The sequence below is a fragment of the Agromyces sp. GQ35 genome (assembly GCF_059758475.1).
Window position 1 is genome coordinate 281,079 of the sequence record NZ_JCAXEO010000002.1, and the last position, 26,011, is coordinate 307,089.

27 protein-coding genes are annotated in these 26,011 nt (G+C 69.5%); 12 read left to right on the plus strand and 15 right to left on the minus strand.

Translation table 11 applies throughout. The annotated features are described in order from the left end of the window. The first annotated feature begins 8 nt into the window (after positions 1 to 8). Complete coding sequence (locus AC6CH0_RS13305; protein ID WP_498101623.1) at positions 9 to 884, plus strand: DUF3097 domain-containing protein; 876 nt, start codon at positions 9 to 11, stop codon at positions 882 to 884. 18 nt (positions 885 to 902) lie between these two features. Here AC6CH0_RS13305 and AC6CH0_RS13310 read toward each other — a convergent pair whose 3' ends face one another. From AC6CH0_RS13310 to AC6CH0_RS13320, 3 genes are all read right to left on the minus strand, one after another. Then, on the minus strand, positions 903 to 1,655 hold the full coding sequence (locus AC6CH0_RS13310) for an SDR family oxidoreductase (protein WP_498101625.1): 753 nt from the start codon (positions 1,653 to 1,655) through the stop codon (positions 903 to 905). Positions 1,656 to 1,663: 8 nt separating this feature from the next. Next, positions 1,664 to 2,758: a VIT1/CCC1 transporter family protein gene (locus tag AC6CH0_RS13315; RefSeq protein WP_498101627.1), complete on the minus strand. Its 1,095-nt coding sequence runs from the start codon at positions 2,756 to 2,758 to the stop codon at positions 1,664 to 1,666. A gap of 193 nt (positions 2,759 to 2,951) precedes the next feature. After that, the gene (locus AC6CH0_RS13320) at positions 2,952 to 3,428 is read right to left on the minus strand and encodes an Lrp/AsnC family transcriptional regulator (RefSeq protein ID WP_498101629.1); all 477 of its coding nucleotides are present in this window, start codon (positions 3,426 to 3,428) and stop codon (positions 2,952 to 2,954) included. Between the two features lie 110 nt (positions 3,429 to 3,538). Here AC6CH0_RS13320 and AC6CH0_RS13325 point away from each other — a divergent pair, with 110 nt between their 5' ends. Next, positions 3,539 to 4,783, plus strand: a complete 1,245-nt coding sequence (locus tag AC6CH0_RS13325) for a trans-sulfuration enzyme family protein (RefSeq protein WP_498101631.1) — start codon at positions 3,539 to 3,541, stop codon at positions 4,781 to 4,783. A 28-nt stretch (positions 4,784 to 4,811) separates the two neighbouring features. On the opposite strand, the gene AC6CH0_RS13330 is transcribed toward AC6CH0_RS13325, so the two are convergent. Together AC6CH0_RS13330 and AC6CH0_RS13335 are read right to left on the minus strand one after the other, a co-directional pair. Further along, positions 4,812 to 6,194: an MFS transporter gene (locus tag AC6CH0_RS13330; RefSeq protein WP_498101633.1), complete on the minus strand. Its 1,383-nt coding sequence runs from the start codon at positions 6,192 to 6,194 to the stop codon at positions 4,812 to 4,814. A gap of 44 nt (positions 6,195 to 6,238) precedes the next feature. Further along, positions 6,239 to 8,035, minus strand: a complete 1,797-nt coding sequence (locus tag AC6CH0_RS13335; protein WP_498101635.1) for a DEAD/DEAH box helicase — start codon at positions 8,033 to 8,035, stop codon at positions 6,239 to 6,241. A gap of 64 nt (positions 8,036 to 8,099) precedes the next feature. Between AC6CH0_RS13335 and AC6CH0_RS13340 the strand changes: the two genes are divergently transcribed. Beyond that, positions 8,100 to 8,885 carry an SGNH/GDSL hydrolase family protein gene (locus AC6CH0_RS13340; protein ID WP_498101637.1) on the plus strand — a complete coding sequence of 262 codons (786 nt, stop codon included), beginning with the start codon at positions 8,100 to 8,102 and terminating at the stop codon, positions 8,883 to 8,885. Between the two features lie 23 nt (positions 8,886 to 8,908). On the opposite strand, the gene AC6CH0_RS13345 is transcribed toward AC6CH0_RS13340, so the two are convergent. Together AC6CH0_RS13345 and AC6CH0_RS13350 are read right to left on the minus strand one after the other, a co-directional pair. Continuing rightward, positions 8,909 to 10,159 (minus strand): D-alanyl-D-alanine carboxypeptidase family protein, encoded by a 1,251-nt coding sequence (locus tag AC6CH0_RS13345; protein WP_498101639.1) that lies wholly within the window; start codon positions 10,157 to 10,159, stop codon positions 8,909 to 8,911. Continuing rightward, on the minus strand, positions 10,152 to 10,973 hold the full coding sequence (locus AC6CH0_RS13350) for a TrmH family RNA methyltransferase (RefSeq protein WP_498101641.1): 822 nt from the start codon (positions 10,971 to 10,973) through the stop codon (positions 10,152 to 10,154). The genes AC6CH0_RS13345 and AC6CH0_RS13350 overlap by 8 nt, the downstream gene beginning before the upstream one ends. A 90-nt stretch (positions 10,974 to 11,063) precedes the next feature. On the opposite strand from AC6CH0_RS13350, the gene AC6CH0_RS13355 reads away from it, so the two are divergent. Together AC6CH0_RS13355 and AC6CH0_RS13360 are read left to right on the plus strand one after the other, a co-directional pair. Next, positions 11,064 to 11,909 (plus strand): NAD-dependent protein deacetylase, encoded by an 846-nt coding sequence (locus AC6CH0_RS13355; RefSeq protein ID WP_498101643.1) that lies wholly within the window; start codon positions 11,064 to 11,066, stop codon positions 11,907 to 11,909. Positions 11,910 to 11,940: 31 nt separating this feature from the next. Continuing rightward, positions 11,941 to 12,555 (plus strand): histidine phosphatase family protein, encoded by a 615-nt coding sequence (locus tag AC6CH0_RS13360; RefSeq protein ID WP_498101645.1) that lies wholly within the window; start codon positions 11,941 to 11,943, stop codon positions 12,553 to 12,555. A 37-nt stretch (positions 12,556 to 12,592) separates the two neighbouring features. On the opposite strand, the gene AC6CH0_RS13365 is transcribed toward AC6CH0_RS13360, so the two are convergent. Together AC6CH0_RS13365 and AC6CH0_RS13370 are read right to left on the minus strand one after the other, a co-directional pair. Then, positions 12,593 to 13,696, minus strand: a complete 1,104-nt coding sequence (locus tag AC6CH0_RS13365) for a glycosyltransferase family 4 protein (protein ID WP_498101647.1) — start codon at positions 13,694 to 13,696, stop codon at positions 12,593 to 12,595. Next, positions 13,693 to 14,589: an alpha/beta fold hydrolase gene (locus tag AC6CH0_RS13370; protein ID WP_498101649.1), complete on the minus strand. Its 897-nt coding sequence runs from the start codon at positions 14,587 to 14,589 to the stop codon at positions 13,693 to 13,695. Before AC6CH0_RS13370 ends, AC6CH0_RS13365 begins: the two co-directional genes overlap by 4 nt. A gap of 123 nt (positions 14,590 to 14,712) precedes the next feature. Here AC6CH0_RS13370 and AC6CH0_RS13375 point away from each other — a divergent pair, with 123 nt between their 5' ends. Then, on the plus strand, positions 14,713 to 15,513 hold the full coding sequence (locus AC6CH0_RS13375) for an exonuclease domain-containing protein (protein WP_498101651.1): 801 nt from the start codon (positions 14,713 to 14,715) through the stop codon (positions 15,511 to 15,513). Positions 15,514 to 15,579: 66 nt separating this feature from the next. Here AC6CH0_RS13375 and AC6CH0_RS13380 read toward each other — a convergent pair whose 3' ends face one another. From AC6CH0_RS13380 to glgA, 3 genes are all read right to left on the minus strand, one after another. Beyond that, a complete protein-coding gene (locus tag AC6CH0_RS13380; protein WP_022892088.1) occupies positions 15,580 to 15,828 on the minus strand; it encodes a type B 50S ribosomal protein L31 in 249 nt (82 codons plus the stop codon). Between the two features lie 112 nt (positions 15,829 to 15,940). After that, entirely contained in the window at positions 15,941 to 16,726 is a 786-nt protein-coding gene (locus AC6CH0_RS13385) for an ABC transporter ATP-binding protein (RefSeq protein WP_498101653.1), read from the minus strand. Between the two features lie 64 nt (positions 16,727 to 16,790). Continuing rightward, a complete protein-coding gene (gene glgA, locus AC6CH0_RS13390; RefSeq protein WP_498101655.1) occupies positions 16,791 to 17,978 on the minus strand; it encodes a glycogen synthase in 1,188 nt (395 codons plus the stop codon). Between the two features lie 80 nt (positions 17,979 to 18,058). Between glgA and glgC the strand changes: the two genes are divergently transcribed. Next, entirely contained in the window at positions 18,059 to 19,306 is a 1,248-nt protein-coding gene (gene glgC, locus AC6CH0_RS13395) for a glucose-1-phosphate adenylyltransferase (RefSeq protein WP_498101657.1), read from the plus strand. Then, a complete protein-coding gene (gene serB / locus AC6CH0_RS13400) occupies positions 19,303 to 19,965 on the plus strand; it encodes a phosphoserine phosphatase SerB (RefSeq protein WP_498101659.1) in 663 nt (220 codons plus the stop codon). Before glgC ends, serB begins: the two co-directional genes overlap by 4 nt. A gap of 39 nt (positions 19,966 to 20,004) precedes the next feature. On the opposite strand, the gene fabG is transcribed toward serB, so the two are convergent. Further along, a complete protein-coding gene (gene fabG, locus AC6CH0_RS13405; RefSeq protein WP_498101661.1) occupies positions 20,005 to 20,715 on the minus strand; it encodes a 3-oxoacyl-ACP reductase FabG in 711 nt (236 codons plus the stop codon). A gap of 134 nt (positions 20,716 to 20,849) precedes the next feature. Between fabG and AC6CH0_RS13410 the strand changes: the two genes are divergently transcribed. Genes AC6CH0_RS13410 through AC6CH0_RS13420 form a run of 3 tightly spaced genes read left to right on the plus strand, consistent with a single transcriptional unit; the run spans position 20,850 to position 22,338 of the window. Next, positions 20,850 to 21,236: a DUF3099 domain-containing protein gene (locus AC6CH0_RS13410; protein WP_498101663.1), complete on the plus strand. Its 387-nt coding sequence runs from the start codon at positions 20,850 to 20,852 to the stop codon at positions 21,234 to 21,236. Next, complete coding sequence (locus AC6CH0_RS13415) at positions 21,233 to 21,493, plus strand: hypothetical protein (RefSeq protein WP_498101665.1); 261 nt, start codon at positions 21,233 to 21,235, stop codon at positions 21,491 to 21,493. The genes AC6CH0_RS13410 and AC6CH0_RS13415 overlap by 4 nt, the downstream gene beginning before the upstream one ends. Next, positions 21,490 to 22,338, plus strand: coding sequence for an SURF1 family cytochrome oxidase biogenesis protein (locus AC6CH0_RS13420; RefSeq protein ID WP_498101667.1), 849 nt, complete (start codon positions 21,490 to 21,492; stop codon positions 22,336 to 22,338). The genes AC6CH0_RS13415 and AC6CH0_RS13420 overlap by 4 nt, the downstream gene beginning before the upstream one ends. A gap of 126 nt (positions 22,339 to 22,464) precedes the next feature. Here the strand turns inward: AC6CH0_RS13420 and AC6CH0_RS13425 are convergent, their stop codons facing one another. Then, the gene (locus AC6CH0_RS13425) at positions 22,465 to 24,063 is read right to left on the minus strand and encodes an ABC-F family ATP-binding cassette domain-containing protein (protein WP_498101669.1); all 1,599 of its coding nucleotides are present in this window, start codon (positions 24,061 to 24,063) and stop codon (positions 22,465 to 22,467) included. Between the two features lie 137 nt (positions 24,064 to 24,200). Between AC6CH0_RS13425 and AC6CH0_RS13430 the strand changes: the two genes are divergently transcribed. Next, positions 24,201 to 25,319 carry a winged helix DNA-binding domain-containing protein gene (locus AC6CH0_RS13430; protein ID WP_498101671.1) on the plus strand — a complete coding sequence of 373 codons (1,119 nt, stop codon included), beginning with the start codon at positions 24,201 to 24,203 and terminating at the stop codon, positions 25,317 to 25,319. Between the two features lie 67 nt (positions 25,320 to 25,386). Here AC6CH0_RS13430 and AC6CH0_RS13435 read toward each other — a convergent pair whose 3' ends face one another. Further along, positions 25,387 to 25,950 (minus strand): YceI family protein, encoded by a 564-nt coding sequence (locus AC6CH0_RS13435; protein ID WP_498101673.1) that lies wholly within the window; start codon positions 25,948 to 25,950, stop codon positions 25,387 to 25,389. Between the last annotated feature and the right edge of the window lie 61 nt (positions 25,951 to 26,011).

A 26,011-nucleotide genomic window follows, 5' to 3' on the forward strand; every position in this document is an offset into this window, starting at 1 on the left:
CTCGACCGGTGCCCGTGACACCCCGCGACGAACGTCGACACGATCCCCATGACCGCTACGGCAGCGACGTGCTCGCCGGTGATTGGAAGGCGCGCGGGCGCACGGTGATTCCCACGGTCGAAGCCGAACGCGAACTCGTCGTCGAGCTCGCCGACGACGGCTTCTGCGGGGCGATCATCGGCATCGCGAAGGGCATCGTGACCCTCGAAGACCGCTTCGGCGGCACCCGGATGTTCCCGCTCGGCCACGGCTTCCTCGTCGACGGTCGAGCCGTGCAGCTCGTCGCGCCGAAACCGAAGGCACCGACCGGCCGCATGCGCACGGCCTCAGGATCGTTCGCCGTCGAGTCGGCCCCGGCCCGGGTCGCCCTGCCGAGCCGCATCTTCGTCGAGGGGCGCCACGACGCCGAGCTCGTCGAGAAGGTCTGGGGCGCCGACCTCCGCATCGAGGGCGTCGTCGTCGAATACCTCCAGGGCGTCGACGTGCTCGCCGACGTGCTCACCGACTTCAAGCCGGGGCCCGGCCGCAAGGCGGGCGTGCTCGTCGATCACCTCGTGCCGGGGTCGAAGGAGCAACGCATCGCCGACGCAGTCGCGCGCGGTCCCCACTCGGCGAACGTGCTCGTCGTGGGGCATCCGTTCATCGACATCTGGCAGGGCGTGAAACCCGCCCGTCTCGGCAAGACGGCCTGGCCGGTGATTCCCAAGGGCACCGAGTGGAAGCACGGCGTCTGCGACGCGTTCGGCTGGCCGCACGCCGAGCAGGCCGACATCGCGCGTGCATGGCAGCACATCCTCGGCCGGGTCCGCGGCTACGGCGATCTGGAGCCGGCCCTCCTCGGCCGGGTCGAGGAGCTCATCGATTTCGTGACCGCCCCCGCGTAGCCTGCCTGCCGCCGCCGATCAGACCGAGAAGCCGCCGTCGCTCGAGATGAGCTGGCCCGTGACCCATCGGGCCTCGTCGGAGACGAGGAATCGCACGAGGCGTGCCGCGTCGTCGGGGGTGCCGAGTCGACCGCTCGGTTGCGTCTTGGTGAGCGCCGCGCGCGTGGCATCGTCCATCCAACCGGTGTCGACCGGCCCGGGGTTCACCAGATTCGCCGTGATGCCGAACGGCGCCAGTTCGCGAGCTGCCGCGATGATGATTCGGTCGAGCGCCCCCTTGCTCGCCCCGTACGGCACGTTGCCCACGACGTGGTCGCTCGTGAGTGCGACGACGCGCCCGCCGCCGGCGGAGACCTGCCCGGCGAACGACCGCAGGAGCAGCCACGCTGCCCGGGTATTGACGGCGAAGTGCCGGTCGAAGCTCTCGACCGTGGTGTCGAGGATGCCCGAGTCCACACTCTCGGCGTGCGAGAGCACGAGCGCTCCGACCGGGCCGAGCTCAGCTGACACCTGGTCGATGAGCCGCCCGGGTACTTCGGGGTCGGCGAGATCGGCGTCGATGCCGAGCGCGCGCACGCCGAGCGCGTGAAGGTGGGCTTCGAGAGCGGCCGGGTCCCGGTCGGGATCGCCGCCCAGCGGCATCCGCCGGTCGTAGTCGCCGAGAAAGCTGAAGGCGACGTCCCAGCCGTCGGCGGCGAGGGACGTCGCGATCGCCCAGGCGATGCCGTTCCGGCGCCCTGCGCCGGTGATCAGGGCGACGGGTGGTGACATGAGCGCTCCTAGACGATCGTGGTGCCGAAGGCGAGGCCGAGCAGGTACGTGACCGCAGCCGCGCCGAGGCCGATGGCGAGCTGCCGAAGGGCGCGCTTGAGCGGCGAGGCTCCGGAGAGCAGCCCGACGATCGCCCCGGTCGCGAGCAACGCGATGCCGACGAGCACGGTGGCCGTGATGATCGCGGCCAGCCCGGTCATGCCGAAGAGGTACGGCAGCACGGGGATCAGGGCGCCGGAGGCGAAGAAGCAGAAGCTGGAGATCGCCGCCGAGAGGCCGGTGCCGACTGCCTCGTCGTCGTGCTCGATGACGTTCAGCGCATCGGTCGGCGCGTGCGCCTGTTCTGCCGCGTGCACCCGAGCGACCACGAGTGCGGCGTGCTCGACGGCATCACGCTCGTCCATGCCGCGAGCACGGTAGACGAGGGCGAGCTCGTTGGCGTCGATATCGAGGTCGGGCAGCGCGTCGCGCGCGGTCGGATCGGGAGCGGATGCCTCGAGCAGCTCGCGCTGCGATCGCACCGAGACGTACTCCCCCGCTCCCATCGACAGTGCGCCGGCGAGGAGGCCCGCGATGCCCGTGAACAGCACGACCGCGGCGGGCACACCGGTGGCCCCGATGCCGAGAACGAGCGCGAGGTTCGAGACGAGTCCGTCGTTGGCGCCGAAGACGGCCGCGCGGAACGTGCCGGCGAGGCGGCGCCGGCCGCGCGCGGCGAGGCCGCGAACCACCTCGCCGTGGATGCGCTCGTCGGCGGCCATCGCGGCGGTCGCGTCGGGGTCGGTCGCATACGGAGAGCGTGCCTCGGCGCGCTGTGCGAGCGCGAGCACGAAGATCGATCCGAACCGTCGGGCGAGTGCTCCGAGCAGTCGCGTGCGCACGTCGGCGCGTGGAACGCCGCGATCGTCGCCGTCGAGCAGCGCGAGCCAGTGCGCCTCATGGCGCCCTTCGGCCGCCGCCAGCGCGAGCAGGATGTCCCGCTCCTCGCCGTCTCGACGTGCCGCGAGCTCGCGATACACGGCGGCTTCAGCCCGCTCGTCGGCGAGGTATCTGCGCCACCGCGCACGGTCCGCGGAGGTGCCCGCTGACTGATCGTCGCTCATTCTGCTCCCGTTTCACGGCGGGCTCGGGTGGCCGCAGCCATGACTCGTCCCGCGCCATCGCATGCTGCCGCTCGCACGGCCGACAGTCACGATATCGGCCGTGCCCGCAGTGGAGCCGGGCTTCGGCGCGATTGGCAGGATTTCGGAACGCCGAACCGCAGCGGCCGAAACGCCGGACATGTGCCGTGCGGACTCAGCTGACGAGTCGATTCCAGCCGTCGCCGTCGACGTGCTCGAAGATGAGGTTCGTCTCCGTGTGTGCGACGGCGGGATGCCCAGTGAGGTAGGCGAGTACGAACTCGCGCAGTTCTTCTGCATCTCGCGCCGCGACGTGGATCAGGTAGTCCTCGGCACCGGCCATGTGGAACACGCCGAGCACGCCGGGCAGGTGCGGAACCGCCTGCCGGAACGCATCGATCTCATTGCGGTCGTGTTTGACGAGACGGATCGCGATCAGGGCCTGCAGCGAGACGCCGAGCGAGGCGAGATCGACGTCGACCCGGTAGCCGCGCACGGTGCCGAGGCTCTGCAGCCGACGAAGCCGGAGCGATACCGTGGACTCGGCGACCCCGACCTCCGCGGCGAGTGCGGCGCCCGAGGCGCGAGCATTCGTCGATAGGGCCTGCAGGAGCGCCCGATCGACTCGATCGAGTTCTGGTTTCTGCGCCACTGTGGGTCTCCTCGTGAGTCGAGATTGCAGAAGATTCGGAATTTCGAGCATATCTTACGGATGCTGCAAGTCGAGTTGCCGAATCATGAAGATTCTGTTTGATTCGACCCATGCAGACATCGTCGTCGCACCTCGAGACCCGCGCCGTGCACGGTGGCATGGCGGGCGTTCGAGAGAGCGGATCCCATGTGCCCGTCATCGATTTCTCGACGACCAACCCCCTCGGCGACGTCGAGAGCGGTGGCGCGTCGTATGAAGAGCTCGCCACCGGCCACGACCTCGGCGACGGGCGCTCGGCCGTCTACCAGCGACTCTGGCAGCCCGGCGTGGCGCGCTTCGAAGACGCTCTCGCAGGCCTCGAGGGCACGGAGGGCGCCGTTGCGTTCGCGAGCGGCATGGCGGCGCTCGCCGCCACGCTGATCGCCACGGCTTCCGCCGGACGCCCGCATGTCGTCGCGGTGCGCCCACTGTACGGCGGCACCGACCACGTCCTCGCGAGCGGTCTCCTCGGCACCGAAGTGACCTGGACGGATGCCGCGGACATCGCCGCGGCCGTGCGCCCCGAGACGGGACTCGTCATCATCGAAACACCGGCGAACCCCACGCTCGAGCTCGTCGACATCCGAGCCGTCGCGGACGCGGCGGGCGATGTGCCGCTCCTCGTCGACAACACCTTCGCGACACCGGTGCTGCAGCGCCCGGTCGAACACGGCGCGACACTCGTGCTGCACAGTGCCACGAAGTACCTTGGCGGCCACGGCGACGTCATGGGCGGCATCGTGGCCGGCGACCGGGCCTGGATCGAGCGGTTGCGTCAGGTGCGAGCGCTCACGGGCGGGCTCCTGCATCCCATGGCCGCCTACCTGCTGCACCGGGGGCTGCGCACCCTCCCCCTCAGGGTTCGCGCACAACAGGCCACTGCGGCGATGATCGCCGAACGGTTGCTCGCGCATCCCGCGGTCGCGCACGTGCACTACCCCGGCCTGCCAGGCCAGGATCCGAATGGTCTCCTCGGCAGGCAGCTCGAAGGGGCCGGATCCGTCATCGCCGTCGAACTGGTCGGCGGGTACGAGGCCGCTGCCCGATTCACCGAATCGTGCGAGCTGATCACGCACGCCGTCTCACTCGGCGGCGTCGACTCGCTCGTGCAGCATCCGGCCTCACTGACCCACCGGCCCGTGGCCGGTGAAGCCAAACCCGATGCGGGCATCGTGCGACTCGCGATCGGTCTCGAGCACGTCGACGACCTCACCGACGACCTCATGACCGCGCTCGATCGCGCGGCCGAGCTCGGTGGGCTGCACGGGATCGGTGCGACGAAGACGCTTCGAAGCGCCGGCGCCGAAGTTCGCTGAGTCCGCCGCCGAAGCACGCGCCGCCGACTCAGTCCTGTGTCGTCGGCTGACGTTCGGCGGGCGCGTTCTCGGGCGCGGGATTCCGGATTCCGATCCACGACACGACGCCGCCGACGACGAGCACCGCCGCCGTCGCGATCGCGACCCGGTGGTAGCCGTCGACGTCGAGCTGCGTGCCGACGATGACGCCGATCGAGGCGATCGCCACGAGCCCGGCGATACGCGCCACGGCATTGTTCACCGCCGAGCCGATGCCGGCGCGAGCCGGATCGACCGCGCCGAGGATCGCCGCGGTGAGCGGCGCCACGGTGATCGCCATGCCGAGGCCCGAGACGACGATGCCCGGAAGGAACTGGCTCCAGTACTCCACGTCGGGCGTGACCGCGAGCGTCATCACGTATCCCACCGCGACGACGATCGGCCCGATGGTCATGAAGATGCGCGGCCCGAACCGCGACGAGAGCGATCCGAACCAGGAGCCGAGGAAGACGAGGATGACCGTGGGCGGCAGGGTCGCGAGCCCGGCGAGGGTGGCCGGGAACCCTGCGTACTCCTGCAGGAAGATCGTGATCGCGAAGGGGCCGAGCGAGAACGCGGCGTAGATGAAGAGCGTGGCCAGGTTGCCGGCCGCGAAGTTCCTCGCCCTGAACAGGCTCAGCGGCAGCATCGGCTGCGATGCCCGGCGCTCCCACCAGAGGAACACCACGAGCGCGGCGATACCCAGCACGAGCGGCACGAGGACGACGGGCGAGGTCCAACCGAAGCGGCCCTGCTCGATGAGCGCGAACACCGTGCCGCCGAGGCCCACGATGCCGAGGCCGGCGCCCAGCCAGTCGATTCGCTCCTTGGCCGGATTCGGCACGTCTCTGCCGAGCGCGCGCATGAGTACGAGCGCGAAGGCGATGGGCAGCAGGTTGATCCAGAACACCAATCGCCACGACAGGAGGTCGACGAGCGCGCCGCCGAAGAGCGGTCCGATGAGGAACGCGACGGTGGTCCACGCCGTCCAGCGGCCGATCGCCTTGCCCTGGTCCGCCGGCGCGAAGGTGGCGATGATGAGCGCGAGCGAACTCGGCACGAGCAGTGCGCCAGCCGCTCCCTGCAGGGCCCGGGCCACCACGAAGACGAGACCGTCGGGTGCGAGCGCGCAGAGCACCGAGGTGGCGGCGAAGCCGTAGAGCCCGATGCGGATGATGCGAAGCCGCCCGAACGAATCCGAGAGGGAGCCGGCCAGCAGGATCAGCGAGCCGAGCGTGAGGAGGTAGGCGTCGACCGCCCACTGCTGCAACGCGAGTCCGCCGCCGAGTTCGGCCTCGATCGCCGGCAACGCGACCGTGATGACCGCGCCGTCGAGGAACGCGATGAAGGAGACGACGATGGCGACGACGAGCACGCGCGAGCGACGTTCCATACGGTCATGCTAGACCCGCTCGGGCTGCCGCACGCCGGTGCCGGTCAGCGACTGCCGAGGCGCTTTCGCAGGAATTCGATGCGTGCCTGCAGCTGCGTCACCGTGGCCTGCGCGACCGCAGGACCGCCGCAGACACGTCGCAGTTCGGCGTGCACCTGCGAGTGCGCTTCACCCGTGTGGCGGGCCCACAGCCCGACGAGGCTGTTCAGGAGCGACCGTTGCTCTTTCAGCGTGCGGTAGAGCGCGACGGGTTCGGGGTTCTCATCGGCGACGACGTGCTTGCGCCGCTCGCCGGCTCGCCGCGCCTGCCGTGCCTGCCGATGGCGCAGCAGCTCGGAGACCTGCTCGGGCTCGAGAATTCCAGGAATGCCGATGAAGTCGTACTCCTCGTCGCTGCCGGGCTCGGCGAGGGTGCCGAACTCCGTGCCATCGAAGAGCACCCGGTCGAAGGAGGCATCCGAACCGATCGCCTCCCACGTGCCGTTCTCCATCTCTTCGGAGGCACGCTCCTCACGGTTGGCCGACTCGAGCAGGCTGTCGTCGAGCCCGTCGTCGTCGTTCTCACCGCTGCGCCGGTCGAGCGCGTGGTCGCGTTCGAGCTCGAGCTGCGCGGCGAGCGCCATGAGGCCCGGCACATTCGGCAGGAACACCGATGCCGTCTCGCCCCGGCGCCTGGCCCGTACGAACCGGCCGATCGCCTGCGCGAAGAAGAGCGGCGTGGAGGCACTGGTGGCGTAGACCCCCACGGCGAGGCGCGGCACGTCGACGCCCTCGGAGACCATGCGCACCGCGACCATCCAGCGGCTCGTGTTCGCAGAGAACTCCTCGATGCGGGCGCTCGCCTCCTTCTCGTCGGAGAGCACGATCGTGACCTTCTCACCGCAGATCTGCTCGAGGATCTGGGCGTACGCGCGGGCAACGGTCTGATCGGTGGCGATGACGAGCCCGCCGGCGTCGGGAATCCCGTGCCGTACCTCGGTGAGCCGCCGGTCGGCCGCCGCGAGCACTGCGGGGATCCACTCGCCGCTCGGTTCCAACGCCGTGCGCCAGGCCGACGAGGTGATGTCTTTCGTGTTGTCTTCGCCGAGCTTCGCCTCCATCTCGTCGCCGGCCTTGGTGCGCCAGCGCATGTGACCCGCGTAGACCATGAAGAGCACCGGGCGCACGACGCCGTCGGCGAGGGCGCGCCCGTAGCCGTAGCTGTAGTCGGACTTCGAGAGCCGCACCCCCTGGGCGTCGGGCTCGTACTGCACGAACGGAATGGGCGCCGTGTCGGAGCGGAACGGCGTGCCCGTGAGCGACAGCCGCTTCGTCGCCGGCTCGAACGCCTCACGGATCGCGTCGCCCCACGACAGCGCGTCGCCGCCGTGGTGGACCTCGTCGAGGATCACCAGGGTCTTGCCCGAGAGCGTCAGCTCGCGATGCAGCGCCGGGCGCATCGCGACCTGGGCGTAGGTGACGGCGACGCCGTGATAGTGCCGGGCACTTCGTCCGTGGGCATTGCGGAAACCGGGGTCGAGACGGATGCCTGCCCGAGCCGCGGCATCGGCCCACTGCCGCTTCAGATGGTCGGTGGGCGCCACGACGGTGATGCGGTCGATGATGCGGCGCGACCGCAACTCGGCCGCGAGCCGGAGCGCGAAGGTCGTCTTCCCGGCGCCGGGAGTCGCGGCGGCGAGGAAGTCGCGGGGCAGTTCTTCGAGGTACTGCTCGAGCGCTTCGGCCTGCCAGGCACGGAGCTTCGAGGCGGTGCCCCACGCCGCCCGCTCGGGGAAGGAGGGCGAAAGATGCTCGGCGGCCGACGTGCCCGGTTGGGGGCCGAAAGGGGTCGCAGTGCTCACTGGATCCGAGCGTAGCGGAGGGGCCCGACATCCTCGAACCCGATCGGCTTGGCACAATGGAGGAATGGTCACGCAGCAGCATCCCTGGTCGCGCTATGTCGCCCTCGGCGACTCCTTCACCGAGGGCATCGGCGATCCCGAGCCGAACGCGCCCGGCGGCCACCGCGGTTGGGCCGACCGGGTCGCCGAGGTGCTGGCGCAGGGCACCGAAGATCTCGCGTATGCGAACCTCGCCGTGCGGGGCAAGCTCATCCAGCAGATCATCGACGAGCAACTCGAACCTGCACTCGCTCTGCGGCCCGACCTCATCACGATCTCGGCGGGCGGCAACGACGTGATCCGGCCCCGGACCGACCCCGACGAGATCGCGGCCCGATTCGAGTACGCGATCGAGCGGCTCTCGCGCGACAACGCGACCATCGTGATCTTCACGGGTGTCGACGTCGGGTTCTCACCGGTCTTCCGGGGCATCCGCGGCAAGGTGGCGATCTACAACGAGAACCTCCGCATGATCGCGGCGAAGTACGACTGCATCGTCGCCGATCAGTGGGCGCTCACTGCGATTCAGGACCAGCGCATGTGGGCACCCGACCGACTCCACCTGAACGCGCTCGGTCACCATACGGTCGCACGAATGGTGCTCGACGCGCTCAATGTCGGCAACACGCTGGAACCGCTGAAGCCCGAGCCGCTGCCGTCGGGCACCTGGCGGCAGGCGCGCGTCGACGACATCTCATGGGCGCGCGAATACCTCGTGCCATGGGTCGTCCGTCGCATCCGGCACCAGTCGTCGGGCGACCTCATCAGCGCCAAGCGACCGGATGCCGGTCCGTACTCGCTGCCCGAATGACCTGACTCCGCGCCGGAACGACGTCAGTCGAGCGCGCCGGGATTGGCGAGCCGCCACCACGTTCCGGGATCGTCGATCGTGGCGTCGAGCACGAGCGGCACAGCGATCTCCTGAGACCCCGCGTGCACGACGACGGAGCCGACCTGCTGACCCTTCGACGCGAGCGTGACTGACTCCGCCCGCACCTCGACGTCGACGGGGGTGTCGCTCCAGACGATGACGGATGCCCCGTCGGCGCTGCGTGCCCTGGCGGTCTCGCCCCACGGGGTCGAGTACTCGGCGAACACCTGGTCAGCCTCGAGCGGCGTCACCTCGTGGAAGCCGGGAGCGATCGAATCGAGCAGCGCAGCGATCGCGTCGTTGAGCACGGTGTGGTTCTCACCGCCCAGCAGCACGCCCACAACGGTGACGCTCGAGCCGCCGACGGGCACATCCGCCGAGAACAGCAGGTTCGCGGCGTCATCGGTGGTGCCCGTCTTGATGCCGTCGACGCCGTGCGTGCCGAGGAGCTTGTTCGAGTTCTTCACCGTGCCGATCTCGGGGATGTCGGCGGACTGGGTTGCGACGATCTCGGCGATGGTCGGATCTGCGAGGGCGAGCTGTCCGAGCTGCACCATGTCGGTCGCCGTGCTGATGTTGTCGAGCGAGAGTCCGCTGGAATCCGCCAGCTGCGTGTTCACGAGCCCGTGCTCGGCGACCCAGGCGCGGGCGCGCTCGAGGAAGGCGTCGACCGAGCCGAACGCCCAGTTCGCGATCGAGATCGAGTAGTTGCCGCCCGAGGCCAGGAGCATCGCCTCGAGGCTCTCGCGGAGCGTGAGCATCGATCCGGCTGCGACGGGGGCGACCGAGGCGTTCTGCGCGACCTGGTCCCAGTAGATGTCGACGTCGGCCTCGGTGTAGCCGATCTCGGGGCCGCCCTCGCCCGCGGGTATCGGATGCGCTTCGAGCACGACGAGCGCCGTGATGATCTTCACGAGGCTCGCCATCGCCATGGGCGTGGTCTCGTTTCCGGCGGCGACGAGTCCGTCGAATCCGACACCGCTGACGGCATAGCTGCCGAACCCGGGCAGTGCAAGCGGCTGGGCCGCCGCTGCGAGGGGTTCCGGGTCGGTTACCGCGGGCGCGACGGCGGGCACCGCGGCACCGAGTGCGTTGGCGGTGTACACGCCACCGGTCGTGACGAGGGCGACGACCACCGCGAGCGCACTGAACACGACGATGCGGCGGCGTCGATACACGCGCGCCTTCGCCTGCCCGGCATCGGGCTCAGACATCGTCGGCCTCATCGTCGAGCGCGACCGCGTAGAGCACGACCGCGGCGGCCGCCGCGACGTTGAGCGAATCGACGCCGTGACGCATGGGAATCGTGACGACCCGGTCGGCGGCGTCGAGCGCCGTGCGGCTGAGCCCGTCGCCCTCCGCGCCGAAGACGAGCGCGAGCCGCTCGGGCGGGTCGGCCGCCAGCGTCGGCAGTGAGACCGCGCCGTCGGCGAGGGCGAGCGCCGCGATCGTGAAGTCGTGGGCGTGCAGCATCCGTGCCGCGTCAGGCCACTCGGGCAGACGAGTCCACGGCACCTGGAACACCGTTCCCATGCTCACGCGTACGCTCCGCCGGTAGAGCGGGTCGGCGCAGCGCGGGCTCACGAGCACCGCGTCGGCACCGAGCGCCGCGACGCTGCGGAAGATTGCGCCGACATTGGTGTGGTCGACGATGTCTTCGAGTACCACGACCCGGCGGGCACCCGCGAGCAGTTCTGCCGGGTCGGCGAGCACGGGGCGTTCGAACGCCGCCAACGCACCGCGATGCACGCGGTAGCCCGTGATCTCCTCGAGCTGGTCGGGCTCTGCGAGGTGCACCGGGATGTCGAACGGCGCCAGGGTGGACTCGAGGCCCGCGAGCCACTTCTCCTCCATCAGCACCGAGCGCGGGCGGTGGCCGGCACGGATCGCCCGGGCGATGACCTTGGCCGACTCGGCGATGTAGAGACCCTGCTCGGGCTCCCTGGCGCTTCGCAGCACGACATCGGTGAGCCGCGCATAATCGGCCACCGCATCGGATGCCGCGTCGCGGACTCGTTCGATGTGCATGTGTCTCCTCACCTCCAGCCTGCCAGTGCCCGAAACAATCCGGAAAACGGACGCGTCTAGAATCGGACCACGCTCGAAGGGAGACGTGCAGTGAGCACTGGCATCGAGACTCCGGTCGCCGCCGAAGCGCGACTGACCGAAGCGATCGAACTGCTGCGCGGCGCGCGCGTGGCGGTGCTCACCGGGGCGGGTGTCAGCACCGACTCCGGCATTCCCGACTATCGCGGCGAAGGCGCCCCGGTGCGCACCCCGATGACCGTGCAGACCTTCCTCGCCTCCGAACAGGCGCGCAAGCGATACTGGGCTGGCAGTCACCTCGGCTGGCGCAGTTTCGGCAGTGCGACGCCCAACCGCGGACACCTCGCCCTGGCGGCGCTCGAGGCGAACGACGTCGTCACCGGCGTGATCACGCAGAATGTCGACGGACTGCACCGACGCGCAGGCAACCGCCACGTGATCGAGTTGCACGGCAGCATGGACCGGGTGCTCTGCATCACCTGCGGCCAGCACTACGCCCGCCAATCGATCGCCGAGCGGCTCGAGAGCCTGAACCCCGAAATCGACCTCGAGACCGCGATCCGACCCGCCCCCGACGGTGATGTCGAGGTCGACGACGTCGACGCCATGACGATTCCCTCGTGCACCGTCTGCGGCGGCATCTTGAAGCCCGATGTGGTGTTCTTCGGAGAATTCGTGCCGGCCGACACCTTCCAGGCTGCAGCATCACTCGTACAGGCCGCCGACGTGCTGCTCGTCGCCGGCTCCTCTCTCGTCGTGAACTCGGGCATGCGGCTCATCGAACAGGCCCGCCGCAAGCGACTGCCGATCGTCGTCGTGAATCGGGGCATCACGAAGGGCGACAGCCGGGCGGCGATCAAGATCGACGCCGGCGCGAGCGAGACGCTCGCCGCCTTCGCGGCAGCATTCGATTCGTGACGGCCGCCGCCGTTCTGCGAGAGTTGAACCCATGACGGATGCCGCGACCGACCCTGCCGACACCGGTCCCGTGCTCATCGCCCTCGTGCGCCACGGCGAAACCGAGTGGAATCGACTGCGGCGCATGCAGGGAACGACCGACATCCCCCTGAACGACACCGGGCGCGCTCAGGCCGCGCAGACCGGTGCGCTGCTCGCCGCCGACCCGTGGGATGCGGTCTACGGCAGCACGCTCTCTCGCGCGTCGGAGACCGCGCAGATCATCGCCCGTTCGCTTCAGCTGCCCGAGCCGCGACTCGTCGCAGCACTGGTGGAGCGTGCGCATGGCGTGCTCGAAGGCCTCGACCCGGCCGGTCGCGCCGCCCTCGAGGCGCAAGCGTCGACGATCGAGGGCCTCGAACCACGATCCGTCGTGATCGAACGGGCGACGTCGGCGCTCGCAGAGATCGCCGCGGCGCATCCCGGCGGCTCGGCCGTGGTCGTCTCCCACGGCGGCGTGATCCGCGCGCTCATGCAGCACGTGAGCGACGAGACGCTGCCCGGTGCCGGCTACGTCATCGCGAACGGATCGGTGCACCTCGTGCGCTTCGTCGCGGGCGCACTCGAACTCGTCGAGCCCGACGCACTCACCGGCACCGACGCCTGACGGATCGTCTCGGCATCGCACTCAGCCGTCGTGACGGTCAGCCCGCCCGCCGCCGACGGCGCCTGCGACGGCCGCTCGCGGCTGCCGTCGCTCGCATGAGCGCGAGCAGGCGATCGGCCGACGCCGCCCAGGTGTAGCGCGCCGCGGTTCCGACGGATGCCTCGGAGCGCCGCTCCCACTCCCCCTCGCGCTCGAGCGACCACAGGGCGGCCACGAGCGACTCGGGGTTCTTGGGGTCGAAGTAGACCGCGGCGTCGCCGCCGATCTCACGGAAGATCGGAATGTCGCTGACGACGACCGGCGTGCCGAGACGCATCGCCTCGACGAGCGGGATGCCGAACCCCTCGGCCTTCGACGCGTGCACGAGCGCCGTCGCGCCCGAGAGGAGCTCGGCGTACGCGGCATCCGTCACCCCGTCGTGGAAGACGAGCCGTGCCTGCGGTGCGAGTCGCGTGAGCCGCGCACGCTCATCGCGCCCGATGCGACTGAGGAGGTGCAGCTCATGGTCGGGCAGCGCCGCCACCGCACGCACGAGGGTGTCGACGTTCTTGTACGGCATGTAGGAGCCCATGTAGACGAGGCGATGCCCCTGGGGCCGGGCGCGCGGCAGTGCCGGCGCGCCGAGGTCATCGGCCGCATTGGGCACGACGGTGACCGGGCGGTCGGTGAGGTGGTGCTCGTGGATCAGCCCCGCCGTCGTCTCGGAGACGGTGACCACCTGGTCGGCGCGGTTGAGCAGCAGTCGCTGCGGCCACCACGCGAGGTGGTAGAGCCGCCAGAGCAACCGCACCGGTGCGGGTAGATCGCGCGGCGGCGTGCGGTTCTCGTAGTAGATCAGGTCGTGCAGGGTGAGCAGGAGCGTGTAGTCGCGCCCCCACGAGCCCATCGTCTGCATCGGCGAGAACACGACGTCGGGGCGGAGCTTCTTGACCTGGAGGGCGACGAGCGGTTCCCGGATGCTCGTCGGAGAACTGACGAGCTGCCACGGCAGATCGGGCAGCATCTCGAGCTGGCGATGGTCGCTGACGAGCATGGTGAGCGGATGCCGCTTGCCGAGCTCGGTCACGATGCCCGACGTGAATCGGCTGATGCCGTCGTGCTGCCCGATTCGGGTGTAACGGCAGTCGACGACGAGCCTCACGCGCGCGCCTCGGCGCGAAGGAACCGCAGGATGCGCGACGCCGCGTCGCCCGGGGTCTCGTAGTGGATGAGATGACCCACCTCGGGGATGACCTCGAGTCGTGCATCGGCGAAGAGCGCCACGAGCCGGTGCTGTGCCGCGAGCGGGGTGACGTCGTCGCGCTCGGCGGCGACCAGCAGTGTCGGCACGGAGATATCGGCGGCGTACTGGCTGACATCGTGGCTGACCGAAGCGCGGAAGGCCTCGAGTACCGCTGCGCGATCGGCGAACGCCGAGAAGTACCGGTCGTGCTGGTCGTGGATGAAACGCCGGAGCGACTTCGAACGGGTCTTCGCCATGGTGACGCTCATGACCCGCACGATGGCGCCGTTGCGGAGCAGGGCGAACCCCGCACGCTCGGGCAGGGCGGCGGCGACTTGGTAGTACAGCACCGCGAGCCTCGTCATCACGCCACGCGGACCCTCGAGGGCCGGCGCGCCGATGGGGTTCACGAGCACGAGACGGTCGGGCGCGAGTCCGCCCGCGACGGCCGCGGCGGAGACGATCGAACCGAAGGAGTGCCCGAGCAGCACATATGGGCCTCCGAGGGCGAGCGTCTCGATGAAGGCGCCGAGCCAGTCGGCGTACGCCGCGATGTCGTGCGGGCGGCCCGAGAAGGCCGTGGACTCTCCGAACCCCGGCAGGTCGGGCGAGATGATGCGGTAGCCCGGCAACTGGGCCACGACGGGCTCGAGGCCGTGATGGTCGCCGCGGAATCCGTGCACGAGCACGAGCACCGGGGCATCCGCTTCGCCGTACTCCCACCAGGCCGTCTCGGTGCCGGCCACCACGGTGCGGTGCGCCCGAACGGGGATGCGAGCGAGCTGCTCGGCATACGGGGAGGTGATCATCATCGACATTCTATGGCGCGGCGCCGGTGCCCGGCTGAGCGCTGTGGAGAGCGGGCGTCGAACGGATGCCCCCGACACGCGACCGGCCGTCGGCACGATGACGGTGGCCCGACATAGCCTGACGCCATGGATCGCACGGGAGCCCACTGGGCCGACACACTCGCCGTCTTCGACCTCGAGACCACCGGCATCGACGTCGACACGTGTCGCATCGTCACCGCGCACGTCGGTGTGCTCGGTGCGTCGGGCGAGGTGCTCGAGCAACGCGAATGGCTCGTCGACCCCGGTGTCGAGATCCCGACCGCCGCCTCGCTCATCCACGGCGTCAGCACCGAGCGCGCCCGGCTCGAGGGGCAGAACGCAGCGACCGCGGTCGCCGAGATCATCGGCACCCTGTCCGAGGCCGCGTCGCGGGGCCTGCCCATCGTCGCGTACAACGCGGCCTACGACCTCACCGTGCTCGAGCGCGAGGCCGAACGCTACGGCCACTCGCCGCTGCCCGGGCCTGCGCCGGTCATCGATCCCCTGGTCATCGACAAGGCCGTCGACCGCTACCGGCGTGGCAAGCGCACGCTGACCGCCGCAGCCGAGCACTACGGCGTCTCACTGCCGAACGCGCACGACGCCGGAGCCGACGCCGTCGCCGCCGGCCGGGTCGCCCAGGCGATCGCCAGGGCGTTCCCCGAACTGGCGGCCGTTGCCGTGGCCGATCTCCACGCACGTCAGGTCGACTGGTGCCGTGAGCAGGCCGAGAGCTATCAGGCGTACCGCCGTGCGAACGGCGAGCCCGAGTTCACCACTTCGGGCGCCTGGCCCGTTCGTCGGCTCGTCGGGGCATCCGTGGCGACGGTGGCGACCATCGCCCCGACCACACTCGGGGTCGGTGACGGGCTCCCCGACCCGCTCGAGCCCGACGCGCTCTTCTAGTCGACCGACGACCCCCGGGCATGCAGAAAGCCCCGCCGTCGGCGGGGCTTTCTGGTGCGGCAGGTGTTACTTGCCGAAGTTCTTGAAGCGCTGGTTGAACTTCTCGACGCGGCCGGCCGAGTCCATGATGCGCTGCTTGCCCGTGTAGAACGGGTGCGACTCCGACGAGATCTCGACGTCGATGACCGGGTAGGTGACACCGTCGAGCTCGATCGTCTTGTCGCTCGTCGTCGTGGAGCGCGTGAGGAAGGTGGCGCCCGAAGCGAGGTCGCGGAAGACGATGGCGTTGTACTCGGGGTGGATGTCGGTCTTCATGGAGACTTCCTTGCTGTGCGGATGATGGATTCGAAAGCCTGCGCAGACGCAGGGAAAAACGGTGGCCCATGGGCCAGCTATCGATTCTAGCAGAACCGGCGACGCGGGTCGATCACACGGCGCGCGCCGCGTACCGCCCATCGGTCTCGTTGAGCTCGATCGTCATGTCGAACGTCGCCGAGAGATTCTCGGCCGTGAGCGCCTCGGCGAGCGGGCCGGCCGTGACGATGCCGCCCTTCTTGAGGAGCAGTGCATGGGTGAAGCCGACCGGGATCTCTTCGACGTGATGCGTGACCATGACGATCGCGGGCGACGCCGTCGACGCGGCGTAGCCGCCGAGCAGGCCGACGAGCTCTTCACGGGCGCCGAGGTCGAGGCTCGCGGCCGGCTCGTCGAGCAGCAGCAGCTCGGGGTCGGTCATGACCGAACGCGCGATCTGCACGCGCTTCTGCTCGCCGTCGGAGAGGCTGCCGAAACGCCGGTCGGCGAATCCGTCGAGACCCCATTCGTTGAGCACCCGCTGCGCACGCCGAAGGTCGATCGTCTCGTACTCCTCGTTCCACCGGCCGGTCACCGAGTACGCCGCCGTGAGCACGACGTCGAGCACGGTCTCGTTGCGAGGGATCTTGCGGGCCATCGCAGTGGACGCGAAGCCGATCATCGGCCGCAGCTCGAAGACGTCGACCTTGCCGAGCGCCTCTTGCAGCACGTCGGCGGTACCCGAGGACGGGTGCATCGCCGCCGCTGCGATCTGCAGCAGAGTGGTCTTGCCTGCACCGTTCGGCCCGAGGATCACCCAGCGTTCATCGGAGGCGACGCTCCAATCGACGGAGTCGAGGATCGTGTTGCCATCGCGGACCACCGACACCTCGTGGAACTGCAGAACCGTGCTCGCCATACGTCCCATGCTATCGGCAGCGCAGGGCACGCTCCGCCCAGCCGCCGAGCCGCCGGCGCGAAGCTCAGCGCTCGAGCACTCGCGCGTAGAGATCGAGCGTGCGTTCCGCGATCGCCGTCCAGCCGAACTCGGCCTCCGCGCGGCGACGACCGGCCTCCCCCATCGCCGCCGCGCGCTGCGGATCAGCGACGACCGCCGTGAGGGCAGCCGCGAGATCGGCGACGAACCGGTCGGGATCGACGGGTGTCCCGGTGCCGTCGTCGAGCTGTTCGATGGGAACGAGCACCCCGGTGACGCCGTCGGCGACGACCTCGGGAATGCCGCCGGTCGCGGTGCCGACGACCGGCGCGCCGCACGCCATCGCCTCGAGGTTCACGATGCCGAGCGGTTCGTAGACCGAAGGGCAGACGAAGGTCGTGGCTGCCGTCAGCAGAGCGGTGAGCTCGGCTCTCGGCAGGTGCCGGTCGATCCAGACCACGCCGCCGCGATCCGCCCGGAGCGCCTCGACGAGGCCCGTGACCTCGCTCATGATCTCCTCGGTGTCGGGTGCGCCGGCGCACAGCACCAGCTGCACCTCGTCGGGCAGCAACCGCGCCGCGCGCAGCAGGTAGGGCAGACCCTTCTGCCGTGTGATGCGGCCCACGAAGACGACGGACGGCCGATCGGGGTCGACGCCCAGCGCCCGCACCGCGTCGGGGTCGTCGCGCGGCGCCCAGTCGGCGAGGTCGATGCCGTTGTAGACGACCTCGACGCGTTCGGGGTCGATCGAGGGATAGGCGCGAAGGATGTCTCTGCGCATGCCGTCGCTCACGGCGATCACGGCATCGGCGTCTTCGAAAGCGGTGCGCTCGACCCAGGACGAGAGCCGGTAGCCGCCGCCGAGCTGTTCCGCCTTCCACGGCCGGAGCGGTTCGAGGCTGTGCGCGCTCACGATGTGCGGCATGCCGTGCAGTCGCTTCGCCGTGAAGCCTGCGAAGTTCGCGTACCAGGTGTGCGAATGCACGAGATCGGCACCCGCGGTGTCGCCGGCCATGAGCAGGTCGACGCCCATGGTGCCGAGCGCGGCGTTCGACGCACTGAACTCCGAGGGCGTCGCGTAGCCGAACGTGCCGCGTTCGTCGCGATGTGCACCGAAGCACCGCACCTGCACGTCGATGCTCGAACGGAGTGCCCGCACGAGCTCGGCGACGTGCACGCCGGCGCCTCCATAGACCTCGGGTGGGTACTCGCGGGTGAGCAGGTCGACGCGCATGCAGCAAACGTAGCGCAGCGACATCCGTCACGCCCCGACTTCACCACACGACATCGCGTCGCGCTGGCTACAGTTGTCGCATGGCAGCGCGCAAGGTATTCGGCATCGTCCTCGCCGGCGGCGAGGGCAAGCGACTCATGCCCCTCACTGAAGACCGGGCGAAGCCGGCGGTACCGTTCGGGGGGCAGTACCGCCTGATCGACTTCGCCCTGTCGAACCTGTTGAACTCCGGGCTGCGCCAGATCGTGGTGCTCACCCAGTACAAGTCGCACAGCCTCGACCGGCACGTTTCGCAGACCTGGCGCATGAGCGGACTCCTGAATTCGTACGTCGCCTCGGTGCCGGCGCAGCAGCGACTCGGCAAGCGCTGGTTCTCGGGCTCGGCAGACGCCATCCTGCAGAGCCTCAATCTCATCTACGACGAACAGCCCGACATCATCGTGGTCGTGGGCGCCGACCACGTGTACCGCATGGACTTCGACCAGATGATCGACGCACACGTCGAGTCGGGCGCCGCGGCCACCGTCGCCGCCATCCGCCAGCCGATCTCCCTCGCCGACCAGTTCGGCGTGATCGAGGTCGACGCGGCTGACCCGGGACGCATCCACCGCTTCCTCGAGAAGCCGAGCGACCCCGTCGGCCTCCCCGATTCACCGGGCGAGGTGCTCGCCTCGATGGGCAACTACGTCTTCAATGCCGACGCACTGATCGACGCGGTGCTCCGCGACGGAGAGCGCACGGACTCGAGCCACGACATGGGCGGCGACATCATCCCCGCGTTCGTCGATCAGGGCACTGCGGGGGTCTACGACCTGCAGCGCAACGACGTACCGGGATCCACCGACCGTGATCGCTACTACTGGCGAGACGTCGGCACGATCGACTCGTTCTTCGAGGCCCACCAGGACCTCATCTCGGTGCTGCCCGTCTTCAACCTCTACAACCGCGAATGGCCGATCTTCAGCCAGCAGCTGAACTCGCCGCCGGCGAAGTTCACGCGCGACGCACGCGGCACCCTCGGCACCGTGATCGACTCGATCGTCTCGCTCGGCTCGGTCATCTCGGGGGCGCACGTCGAACGCAGCGTCATCGGACCGTGGGCGGTCGTCGGCTCCGGCGCCCACGTCGCCGACTCGATCCTCTTCGATCGCGCACGCATCGATGCACGGGCCACGGTGCAGCGGGCCATCCTCGACAAGGAGGTGGTCGTCGACGCCGGCGCCCGCATCGGCGTCGATCGTGCCGAAGACATCGCTCGGGGGTTCATCGTGACCGACAGCGGCATCACCGTGGTGGGCAAGGGCTCGCGCGTCCGGGCCACCGCGTGAGCGCCGGCACCATCGGCCGCGCGAGCGGCCCACTCGTCGTGCTCGATGCCGACTCGACGCTCATCCGCGAGGAGGCGATCGAGCTGCTCGCCGAGGCAGCCGGCAGCCTCGACCACGTCACCGCCGTGACCGAACGCGCGATGCGCGGCGAGCTGGACTTCTCCGAGAGCCTGCGCGAGCGCGTCGCGACCCTCGCCGGGCTCGAGGTCGAGGTGCTCTCGGCCGCGCACGAACGCATGACGCCCACGCCCGGCGTCCAGGAGCTGATCGACGGCGTGCATGCGGCGGGCGGGCTCGTTGGCGTGGTGTCCGGTGGATTCCACGAGCTGCTCGACCCGCTCGCCGAGCGGCTCGGACTCGATTTCTGTCGCGCCAACCGGCTCGAGGTCGACGACGGCCGCCTCACGGGCCGGGTCGACGGCGCAATCGTCGATGCCGCGGCGAAGGCGACTGCGCTCGTCGAATGGGCGGCCGCCGGCGGCATCCCACTGGCGCGCACCGTCGCCGTCGGCGATGGCGCGAACGACCTGCAGATGCTCGATCGAGCGGCGCTCGGCGTGGCGTTCTGCGCGAAGCCCATCGTGCGGGCGCAGGCCGATCTCGCGATCGACCGCCCCGACCTCAGCGGCGTACTCGCCCTGCTCGGCCTGCGCGGCTGATCGACTGCGGCCGACCGGCCGCCGACGACGGGTCGAGCGTCAATGCCCCATGCCGAGGCCGCCGTCGACCGGGATGACCGCCCCCGAGATGTAGCCGGCGTCGTCGCCGGCGATCCACGTGACGACCTTCGCGACCTCGTCGGGCGTCGCGAAGCGGGCGAGCGGAATGCTCTTCTTGTACTCGGCCTGCTGCGCCTCTGGCAATTCGTCGGTCATGTCGGTCTCGATGAACCCGGGCGCCACGACGTTGGCGGTGATGTTGCGGGCGCCGAGTTCGCGGGTCAGTGAACGGGCCATGCCCACGAGCGCGGCCTTCGACGCCGAATAATTGACCTGTCCGGCCGAGCCGTAGAGGCCGACGACGCTCGAGATCAGCACGACGCGGCCGAATCGAGCCTTCAGCATGCCCTTCGATGCTCGCTTGACGACGCGGAACGCGCCAGTGAGGTTCGTGTCGATGACGCTCGTGAAATCGTCTTCGCTCATGCGCAGCAGCAGGGTGTCGCGCGTGATGCCGGCGTTGGCGACGACGACTTCGACGGGCCCGAGTGCGGCCTCGACTTCGGTGAAGGCGGCGTCGACGGATGCCGTATCGGTGACGTCGGCGCGAACGGTGAGCGAGCCCTCGGGGCCTGCGCCGCTGCGTGCCGTGACTGCGACACGATGGCCCTGCGCGATGAACTCACTGGCGATCGCGAAGCCGATGCCTCGGTTGCCACCGGTCACGAGAACGGTGCGGCTCGTCGTCATGCGTAGATCTCCTTCTGAGGTCGGGCCGATCGGCCCGTCCCAGCTTAGAGGCTGGTGTATTCGCGGCCTCCGTCGCCCGCCGACCGACGTAGTCTTGAGAGACGAGGAGGTGCCGGAGGACCACGGCGACCACCATGAAGCAGCAGTCGATCACCACGCTGCCGCCCTCGCCCGAGGCGGAGCGGCGTTCTCGCATGATCAAGTACACGATCGCGATGTCGATCCGCGTGCTCTGCATCGTCGCGCTGCTCTTCGCGGAGGGGTGGTGGCTGGCCGTGTTCGCGGCCGGGGCCATCTTCCTCCCGTACTTCGCGGTGGTCATGGCGAATGTCGGCGGCCCGAGCCGGCAGCGCCGCGTGCTGCGTCCCGGCGGACTCATGCGGCGCACTCCCCCACCTCCCGACGGATCATCGGCCACGAACGCCCCCGACGCCGACAGCAGCGCCCAGCGCCCCGACAGCGGCATCCCCGACACGGAGCAGAACGAAGACATGAATCACGACGAACGCGGCGCCGCATGATCGGTGGCCTGGGCGCGTCGCCCGACCACGGTGTCTGCTCACGCGCAGAATGCCGGCAACCCGCGACCTGGCGCATCGACTGGCGCAACCCGCGCATCCACACCGGCGAGCGGGGCAAGACGTGGCTCGCGTGCGACGAGCACGTCGAGTACCTGCAGGGGTTCCTCGAGGCTCGGAGCTTCCCCGTCGCGGTGTCGGCCTTCGCCGACCGCGATGACGAGACCGCGTCGGATGCCGCAGACCCGAGCCGTCCGTGAACGAGTGGCGATTCCTCCTGCACCGCCGATGGGCCGGATATCTCGCGCTCACGGTCATCTTCGCGATCGTCTGCGTGGCGCTCGGCGCGTGGCAGTTCAACCGGCGAGCAGAAGCGCTCGCCGAACTCTCGCGCATCGACTCGAACTACGACGCTGCGCCGGTGCCGGTGGCCGAGGAGTTGCCGGGCCTCGCGCTGTTCGACATCGACCAGCGGTGGCAAGTCGTCTCACTCTCGGGCGAATACCTGGCCGAAGACGAGGTCGTGGTGCGCAACCGACCGTTCGGCGGCAGCTCGGGATTCGAGGTGATCACGCCGTTCCGACTCGACGACGGCACCGTCTTCATGATCGACCGTGGCTGGATCGCGCAGAACGCCGAGGGCCGGCCGAGCGACGTGCCGCCGCCGCCCGAAGGGAACGTGCAGATCGAGGCGCGGCTGAAGGCCGGCGAGGGCCGCATCGAGGGTCGAACGTCGTCGGGGGCCGAGTTCGCGACGATCGACCTCAACGAGCTCGCCGAGCGCGTGGACGAGCCGAGCTACACCGCCGCCTACGGCGTACTCGTGCAGTCGCGCGCCGATGCAGAGACCCCGCCGCTCGCGGCGCCACGCCCGGAGCGCGATGAGGGGCCGCACCTCTCGTACGCGCTGCAGTGGTACGTCTTCGCGCTGCTGGGCTTCATCGGGCTCGGCTGGGCGGCCAATCAGGAGCGCAAGGGCCTCGCAGCGACATCCGATGCCTCGGGCGCCCCGACCGGCGCCGCCTCGCGACCGCGCCGCGAGCCGAAGCAGCCGAAACGGGATGCCGACGCCGACCTCGAAGACGGCGTGCTCGACCGGCGTTAGGAGCGGGTCGCCGGCAAGCGTCTCCGTTTCAGGGTCTGCCGCGTACGCTTCGCGGTGCTGGCGCGCCACGATCGCTACGGCTGCCGCCTTTCGTGCGGAAGCATGTCGTTTCGAGCCACGCTGACCTCACGCCAGCTCGATGAGCTCCTGGTATTCGCGGCTCCAGTGGTCTTCGGTGCCGTCGGGCATGATCAGCACGCGCTCGGGGTTGAGCGCCTCGACCGCGCCCGGGTCGTGCGAGACGAGTACGACCGAGCCCTCGTAGTGCGCGAGTGCGTCGAGGATCTCGGCGCGGCTCGCGGGGTCGAGGTTGTTCGTCGGTTCATCGAGCAGCAGCACGTTCGCACCGGAGACGACGATCATCGCGAGCGCGAGCCGCGTCTTCTCACCGCCCGAGAGCACGCCGGCCGGCTTGTGCACGTCGTCGCCGGTGAAGAGGAACGAGCCCAGCACCTTTCGGGCCTCGGTCTCGGTGAGGTTCGGCGAGGCGCTGACCATGTTCTGCAGCACTGAACGCACGACGTCGATCGTCTCGTGCTCCTGCGCGTAGTAGCCGACCCGCAGGCCGTGACCGGCTTCGACCACGCCCGTATCGGGCTTGTCGACACCCGCGAGGATGCGGAGCAGGGTCGTCTTGCCTGCGCCGTTCAACCCGATGATGACGACCTTCGAGCCGCGATCGATCGCGAGGTCGACGGCGGTGAAGATCTCGAGCGAGCCGTAGCTCTTCGAGAGGTCGCTCGCGGTGATCGGCGTGCGACCGCACGGCGCGGGAGTCGGGAAGCGCAGCTTCGCCACGCGGTCGACGGTGCGAACCTCATCGAGCCCGGCGAGCAGCTTCTCGGCGCGAGCGACCATCTGGTGGGCCGCAGCGGCCTTCGAGGCCTTGGCACCGAACTTGGCGGCCTGCAGCTGCAGCACGCCGGCCTTCTTCTCTGCGTTGACGCGTTCCTTCTTGCGACGCTCCTCGTCGGCGGCCCGCTGGCGCTGGTAGTGCTTCCAGCCCATGTTGTAGATGTCGATCGCCGAGCGGTTCGCGTCGAGGTAGAACACGCGGTTCACGACCTCGCCCACGAGCACGACGTCGTGCGAGATCACGATCACGCCGCCCCGATAGTTCTTCAGGAACTCGCGGAGCCAGACGACGGAGTCGGCGTCGAGGTGGTTGGTCGGTTCGTCGAGGATCATCGTCTCGGCATCCGAGAAGAGGATGCGGGCGAGCTCGATGCGGCGACGCTGGCCACCCGAGAGCGTCTTCAGCGGCTGGTCGAGGATGCGGTCGGGCAGGTTGAGGTTCGAGGCGATCGATGCGGCTTCCGCCTCGGCGGCGTATCCGCCCAGCGCGTTGAAGCGGTCGGTGAGGTTGCCGTACTTCTTCATGGCGCGCTCGGCGACCGCTGGGTCGGGATCTCCCATGCTCAGGGATGCCTCGTGCATGCCGAGCGAAATCTGGCCGAGCCCCCGCGCGTCGAGGATGCGGGTGCGGGCGAGCATCTCGGGATCTCCCGAACGCGGATCCTGCGGCAGGTAGCCGATCTCTCCGCCACGGTCGATGCGGCCGCCGGTGGGCAGGGTTTCACCCGCGAGTGTCTTCGTCAGCGTGGTCTTCCCGGCACCGTTCCGGCCCACGAGGCCGATCTTGTCACCGTCGGAGACGCGGAAGTCGACGTGCTCCATCAGCACGCGCGCACCGATGCGGATCTCGAGATCATGAACGGCGAGCACGGGAATCCTCCGAAGGAAGCAGGCATGGGATGACGTGCCGAGCGGCACAGCCTCCCAGTCTATCCCGCTCCGAGTTCCGGAGCCGCGCCCGAAGCGGCCACCGAGCGGATGTCACAGGCATCCGCCAGACTCGGAGCATGCCGCATCTCGCCAGCGACGCGCGCGTTCGCGCCGCCCGACTCGAATCGCACGGTCTCGCCCGAGGACTGCCGTCCGTCGCAGCCGCGGTGCGCCGGCTCGGAGCCGTTCAGGCGCAAGACTTCGCCGCCTCGAAGTGGGTGGTCGGCTCGCGAGTACCGGGCTCGGTCGCCGCCGATGTCGACGCGGCGATCGAGTCGCGCGAGGTGGTCCGATCCTGGCCGCTGCGAGGCACACTTCACCTGGTGCCCGCCGAGTCGCTGCGTGACATCGTCGCGATCACCGGCCCGCGGCTGGTGCGCCAGTCGGCGACTCGACACCGGGAGCTCGGGCTCGATGACGAGATCTACGCCGTGGCCAGGCGCATCGCCGAACGAGAGCTCGAAGGCGGCCGGTCGCTCTCGCGCGATGCGCTGCAGGCCGCGTGGCAAGCGGGCGGCGTCGAGACGAGCGGACAGCGCGGGTATCACCTGATCGCGTGGCTCGCGCTCGACGCGGTGCTCTGCGGCGGGCCGGTCGAGGGGCGCGGGCAGCGCTTCGTGCTGCTCGATGAGTGGTCGCCGCGCACCACACCGGCACCCGGTCACGATGAGACCCTTGCGAGGCTCTTCATCTCGTATATCGCCGGGCACGGTCCGGCGACGGTTCGCGACTTCGCCTGGTGGAGCGGCCTCACCCTCACCGATGCCCGGGCGGCGCTCGCTGATGCCGGCGACGCCGTTGCTCCCTTCGACGACGAACGCTTCGTCTCCGCCGAGGTGTCCGACGACAGCGACAGCTCGACCGACTCCGCTCCCCCGATTCCGCGAGCCGCCGGTCGATTCGTGCTCGCCGCATTCGACGAGTACTTCCTCGGCTACGCCGATCGCGATCCGGTGTGCGACCCCGCGCACGCCCGCCGCGTCGTTCCGGGGTCGAATGGCGTGTTCCAACCCACGCTCGTGCAGAACGGCCGCGTGGTCGGTCTCTGGCGCCCGGTCAGACGCGCTCGCGCGACATCCGTCACGCTCGATGGCTTCGATGGCGAACTCGACCCGAGCCGGTTCACCCCTCGGCTCCGCGAGTGGGCGCGGTTCTGGGGACAGAACCTCGGTGAAGTCACCGCCGCACAGCGCTGACGAAAGAAGGGCTGACGAGCGAAGGGCGGTCGTGCAGGTGCACAACCGCCCTTCGCTCTTCTCGTGGCTACTGCTCGAGCGAAGCCTGCAGCTCGAGGGTGATGGTGACCTTGTCACCGAGCAACACGCCGCCGGTCTCGAGCGCGGCGTTGTACATGAGGCCGAAGTCCTCACGGTTGACGACGGCCTTGGCCGTCGCGCCGCCCTTGTAGTTTCCGAACGGGTCCCCGCCGAAGCCGCCGAACTCGAAGTCGAAGGTGACGGGCTTCGTGATCCCGCGGATCGTGAGGTCGCCGTCGACCTTGAAGTCGCCGTTCTCGACCCGCACGCCGGTGGAGACGAAGTCGATCGTGGGGTGGGTCTCCGCCTCGAAGAAGTCTCCGGTACGCAGGTGGGCGTCGCGGTTGGGCTCGTTCGTCGTGACGGACGCGACCTCGGCCGACGCGGTGACACTCGAGTCGAGCGGGTTCTCCGCGGTCACGAAGGTCGCGTCGAAGCGTTCGAACTTTCCCCGCACCTTGCTGATCATGATGTGGCGGATGCTGAAGCCGACCTCGCTGTGCGCGGTGTCGATCTTCCAGGTGCCGGCGCGGTATCCGGGGATCTCGATCGTCGATGCAGTGGTCGTCATGTTGGGCAGTCTCCCGTGTTCGTCTACTTGGCAGCCGTTCGGCCACACGTATGCAAACGCA